Source organism: Campylobacter majalis (assembly GCF_905120465.1).
Lineage (GTDB): Bacteria > Campylobacterota > Campylobacteria > Campylobacterales > Campylobacteraceae > Campylobacter_A > Campylobacter_A majalis.
On sequence record NZ_CAJHOF010000032.1, the window covers coordinates 1 to 6,208 of the forward strand.

The window sequence follows — 6,208 nt, forward strand, 5'->3', positions numbered from 1 at the left end:
TATTTTATAAATTTTTTAGAATTTAATTGATAAAATCCAAAAATACTTAATAATAATTACTAAAATACTTATTTACTTAAAGGAGTTTTGTTAAATGCATTTAAATTTTTTTGCTTTAAAATTTAGATTTTCACTTGCTGCATTGATGTGTTTGTATGGTGCCCTAAACGCATCAGAGCAATCGCTAGAGCTTGAGACTATTGAGATTAGGGCTAGTGACATGCAAGACATCAAGGATAAAAAAGTCGGCGAAATAAAAAAGAGTGCAAAAGATCTAGCAAAGCAACAAGTCTCAGATACTCGCGATCTTGTGAAGTATGAGACGGGAATTTCAGTCGTTGAAAGTGGTAGATTTGGCTCAAGTGGCTACTCTATACGTGGTGTTGATGAAAACCGCGTAGCAATACAAATCGATGGACTTAAACAAGCTGAAACCATTAGCTCACAAGGGTTTAAAGAGATTTTTGAAGGATATGGAAATTTTAACAACACTCGCAATAGTATCGAAGTAGAAAACATAAAACAAGTAAATATCACAAAAGGAGCAGATAGTATCAAGGCTGGTAGTGGTGCCTTGGGTGGTTCTGTGATGTTTGAAACAAAGGACGCAAGAGATTATTTGATAGATAAGGATTATCATTACGGATTTAAAGTAGGGCATTCATCGGCAAATGATGAGCGTATGCACTCACATACTTTAGCAGCAAGATTTAAGTGGTTTGATATATTGGTGATTAAGACAGATAGGGATGGTTCTGAGCGTAAAAATTACGGCTATAAAAGATATGATGATAGCGTGAGGGGCAGGACGCGTGAAAAAGCAGATCCATACAACATAACAAAAGAAGGCACACTTGTAAAATTTGGCTTTTCGCCGCATGAAGAGCATAGATTTAGCTTTGCAAATGACGTATATAAGTCCAAGCACGAAGGCAAAGACTATAGCTATACTCTATATCCGCCATCATCTGGTAGTGGATTTAAGTTTGATGAAAAAAAGGGCGAAAAATACACAAATGACTTAAGCGAGAGAATAAGCAGAAGCTTCACATATGAAAATTTTACGCAAACGCCTTTTTGGGATAGTGCTAAGATCACATTTTCAGATCAAAAAATCACACAACGTGCTAGAAGCGATGAGAGGTGTTTAGAAGGCGATAAATGTATCGACGTCTCAAACCCAGCAGGGTTAATTACAAAAAATGGAAATGTAGTTTTACAAAATGGTGTTGAGATTACAAAGGTTGAAAAAGAAAACAACGAAAATAAGCTTGTTTTAAAAAATGGGCAAAAAATTTCAACCTTTAGCTTAAATACTCCAATTAAAGATTTTGCTTTAGATTGTTCGGTGTTTGACTGCTCTGGAAAGCTAGATGTGTATTCTATAGGTGGAACTCTAAGTAAGGAAGATGCTAAAAAATTAACTATAGATTTAAGTAAAAACGAAAACGAATTTAATGGCAACAATGGCACAAATGGCAATGACAAGGTTAAATTTCTAGTTAGCGACGCAACATACAATGGCAAAAAATACAAAGTAATAAAAGAGCAAGAATACAACTCTTACTCTAGCACTTGGAGCGATAAAACAAGCAATAACAAAGCCTACTCTATCATATTGCCAAGCTCAAAAGGTTATTTAGAAAATCTTTGGAAAGAAAGAGACCTAAACACTCGCACAAGGCAGGTGAATTTTGACTTTGAGAAAGAATTTGAAATTTTTAGCCTAGAAAATGACTTAAAATATGGCGGATTATACGGCAAAACTGAAAAATCGATGATAAATCGCACTGGGTATTATGGAGAAAGTGCTAAATGGTGGGCTAATACTTATAATCCTGATTGTGGCGATGCTAACAGGCGCGGAAAAGATACAGGAAATGCACTAAAATGTCCCAAAACAGATCCAGTAAGCTCATTTTTGATACCAGTGCAGAGCAAAGATGGCATGGTGTATCTAGCAGATAAACTAAAGGTAAATGATCTTTTGGAATTTGACTTTGGTTATAGATACGATAGGATAAAATACAACCCAAAATACATCCCAGGTGTCACACCAAAGATACCTGATGATATGGTTGTAGGTGTGTTTATACCAGTCCCAAAAGAAAAAACTGTAACGATGAAAGAGCCTAAGGTATGGGATTATTCACCTGCTGGTGGTGGTATGCCACAAGCTGGTAGTGAAGAAATGAAAAAATATGAAGCTGATAAAGTAAAATATGACGCAGAAGTCAAAAAAGTAAAAGAATACAATGCCAATCTAAAACCACAAAATGCCATAGACAACATCAACTACCTATCAGCACCTAAAAAATTTTCTAGCGACTCGTATGCATTTGGCATAAATCTTGATCCTTTTGAGTTTTTACGCATACAGACAAAATACTCAAAAGCCTTTCGTGCTCCCACAACTGACGAGCTATATCTAACTTTTCGTCATCCTGACATGACAATCATTCCAAACGTTAATCTAAAACCAGAGATAGCCAAAACCAAAGAACTTGCAATCACTTTTCACAATAACTCAAGCTTTTTAGTGCTTAGTGGCTTTAGAAGTGATTATAGCAACTTTATAGATTTTGCTTTTGTTGGTAGAGAGAGATTTAATATAACTGGAACAAATCAAAATAGTGCGCTTGATTTTGATAAGTGGCAAAATGTCAATAGACAAAGTGCTAGAGTAGATGGATTTGAGATAAACTCAAGGCTAAATTTAGGCGATATCACAGATATGCTAGGTGGTTTTTATGTCGGATACAAACTAACAAAACAAAAAGGCAGAATTTTAACCCAAAAAGATGGCGAAGTGCCGATGAATGCGATACAACCTCAAACATCAGTCTATAGCGTCGGATATGCCACGCAAAATGACAAATACGGTGCAGATATGTATATAACCGATGTAAAAGCTAAAAAGCCTCAAGACACTTATAATATGTTTTGGCACGAAGAAAAAAGAACGCAAGAGATAACAAAAGAAAAGATAAATGGCAGGGATATAACTGACTATAGGGCACATTGGCTAAGCGATAAATATACTACAATCGACATCGTAGCCTTTGCTAAGCCGGTTAAAAACTTGACTTTTAGACTTGGTGTTTATAACCTAACTAACAAAAAGTATTTAACATGGGAAAGTGCAAGATCAATACGATCTTTTGGCACAACAAATATGGTGCGAAAATCCGATAGCTTGGGCATAAACCGCTTTTATTCACCAGGCAGAAATTTCAAGCTTACATTTGAGATGACATTTTAAATAAGGGCATTACGCCCTTAAAACTCTTTGATTAAGAAGTGATTAATAAAATTTTCGGTATAATCCACTCTTTTTACAACGCCCTTAAACTACAGAAAGGCACCCATAAATGAGCGCAACAAAAGAAATTTACACTCAAATCGAAGAGCTATTTGCAGAGAATGAAAAAGGCTTTGTCACATATGAAAAACTAATAAAACTATTTGATAAAGCACCAGGAGCAACAGCAGTTAAGAAGATAGAAACACTAGCTAAGAGCTATAAAGTCGAGCTTTTAAGTGCTGCTGAGGTTGCAAAGGTGCGCAATCTCGCAGAAGCAAAAAAGCGACAAAAAGAGGCTCAAAAATCTCAAGAAGTCGATATAGATGAGGAATTTGATTTAACTGGCGATAATGACTTTTTAGAATGGTCTCGCTCTGATAGCCCAGTGCGCATGTATCTGCGTGAGATGGGGCAAATTTCACTTTTAACAAAAGAAGAAGAGGTGGAGATTAGCAAAAAAATAGAGCTTGGTGAAGATATTATTATAGATGCGTTTTGTTCTGTGCCGTTTCTTATAGATTTTATACTTGATTACAAAGAGCCACTTATAAACCGTGAGCGTCGCGTAAAAGAGCTATTTAAAAGCTTTGAAGAAGAGGGCGATGAGAGCGAAGAAGAGAGCGAAGATGAAAATGAAGAAGAGAGCGAAAACGATGATGAAACAAAGCCAAAAAAGAATTTAAAAAATGATAAACGTGCAGAAAAAGTCATAGAGAGCTTTAAAGCACTTGAAAAGGCAAAGAAAGAGTGGCTAAAAACACAAAATAAGCAGACTGAAATAGCTACTGATGACATACTTGCAAATCTTACCCTTGCGTTTAAAAAGAAAATTTTAAAAGACAAGCTAATGGATTTAGGTCCTACAAGTAAGCTTATTACTGAGATAGTAAAGTCGATGGAAACGGCACTAAAAAGCGACGATGAATTTGATAGAGAGTTAAAGCGTCTAGAGTATAGATTGCCGATGTTTAGCGATGAACTTAAGAAAAATCACAAAGGAATTTTAAAAGACATTTTAAAACTAAGCAAAGAAGACATCATCTCGCGTGTGCCAGAAGCTACGATGGTATCGACATATGTCGAGATAAAAAAACTTTTTCAAACAAAAGAGGCGAGTAAGCAGGGCTTTAACTTAGAGCCAGTTAAGCTAAAAGAGGTCTTAGAGCAGATTAAAAAAGGCAAGAAAATATCAGATGAGGCAAAAACTAGAATGGCAAAATCAAACCTAAGGCTAGTTGTAAGTATCGCAAAACGCTATACAAACCGTGGTTTGCCGTTTTTAGATCTCATACAAGAGGGCAACATCGGACTTATGAAAGCGGTTGATAAGTTTGAGTATCGAAAGGGGTATAAATTTTCAACCTATGCAACATGGTGGATACGTCAAGCTATATCTCGTGCTATAGCCGATCAAGCACGAACTATTCGCATACCAATCCATATGATAGAAACGATAAATCGTATCAATAAAATAAACCGAAAATATATGCAAGAAGAAGGCAAAGAGCCTGATGTGAGCGTGATAGCCCAAGAGGTTGGACTAAGTATAGATAAGGTTAAGCAGGTTATAAAAATCACAAAAGAGCCAATTAGTTTAGAAGCTCCGATAGCAAATGAAGATGATGGAAAATTTGGTGATTTTGTTGAAGATAAAACATCTCTTAGCCCGATGGATCACATTCTAAAAAATGACTTAAGAGAGCAGATAGATGATGTATTAAGTCAGCTAAACGACAGGGAAAAGGCTGTTATCTCTATGAGATTTGGTTTGCTTGATGATGAGAGTGATAGGACACTTGAGGAGATAGGTAAGGCACTAAATGTCACTCGTGAGCGTGTGCGTCAGATAGAAAGCTCAGCGATTAAAAAGCTAAAACATCCAAAAGTTGGCAGAAAACTTAAAAACTATATCGAGGGTTAAAACCCCTCTTTTAATTTAATATTTTTGTGGCAAGTAAGAAACTTCTTAAATTTATTTAGTTTTATTTGTCAGCTGTTAAATTTAGCACTTAATTTTATCCATGATTTTATAGTAAACGTTATACTTGCTAAAAGATGATGTTTGTTTAAAATTTCGATAAATAAATGGCAAGTTACTAACGGATTTTATCTAAAACTTTGATTTTAAATTTTTACTAATTGCAAAGATAATGATTTATGTAAATATCTACCGTAATGTTATAGATTAATATCTTGGTGTTTTAAATTTAAAGTAATAATTGATTTGATATAAATTTGTTTGCTATTGTTTGGTTTTTAAATCATTAGTTTTATTTGCTTTTTTTGTTTATGTTATGCTTTAGATTTTTTTTGGTTATTGTGCTTAGTTAAATAGTTTAACTTACTCGTGAGTGCTTTTTATTGTTTTTTCGCTTCGCTCATTACAATATGATAGCTTAAGTTGCTATCCCTATGAGTAACTTCGCTTACTGCTTTATAAGAATATATTTTTTGTTATTAAATTTTTTATTGAAAATTTATAGGTTATAAAAACAAGCGTAGTGGCACAAAGCACAGCTGAAATTTAAAACTAAAATGGCAAGTGCAAAAGCCAAACAAAACTCTTACAAAGCAATGTTTATTTAAAGCTTTTTAAGTTTAAATGATGGTGATGAAAATACAAGTAAGCTAAATGTAATGACTTGTTTTTATGTGTTATTGCAATGTAATATTAAGTATAATATTTATCTAAATTAAGACTTGCAAATTTATGCTTAAATTATAAAAGCTATATTGTAGTGTAATCAGATAAAATAAATCTAAGCCCATTTTTAGGGCTTAGATACCAGCAAGATTAAAAGCGTTTAGTTCTAACTTCTGCAACTATCTCTTTAGCCATGCTATCTACTTCAGATGTTACAGCATTAGTTGTCATAGCTATTTGAACATTTTGTTTAGTTAAGT

General features: G+C 34.3%; 2 protein-coding genes. Both read left to right on the top strand.

The genetic code is table 11. The annotated features are described in order from the left end of the window. The first annotated feature begins 94 nt into the window (after positions 1-94). Positions 95-3,262 carry a TonB-dependent hemoglobin/transferrin/lactoferrin family receptor gene (locus tag LQU93_RS09600; protein ID WP_229933668.1) on the top strand — a complete coding sequence of 1,056 codons (3,168 nt, stop codon included), beginning with the start codon at positions 95-97 and terminating at the stop codon, positions 3,260-3,262. Positions 3,263-3,371: 109 nt separating this feature from the next. Further along, on the top strand, positions 3,372-5,225 hold the full coding sequence (gene rpoD / locus LQU93_RS09605) for an RNA polymerase sigma factor RpoD (protein ID WP_229933669.1): 1,854 nt from the start codon (positions 3,372-3,374) through the stop codon (positions 5,223-5,225). Positions 5,226-6,208: the final 983 nt, after the last annotated feature.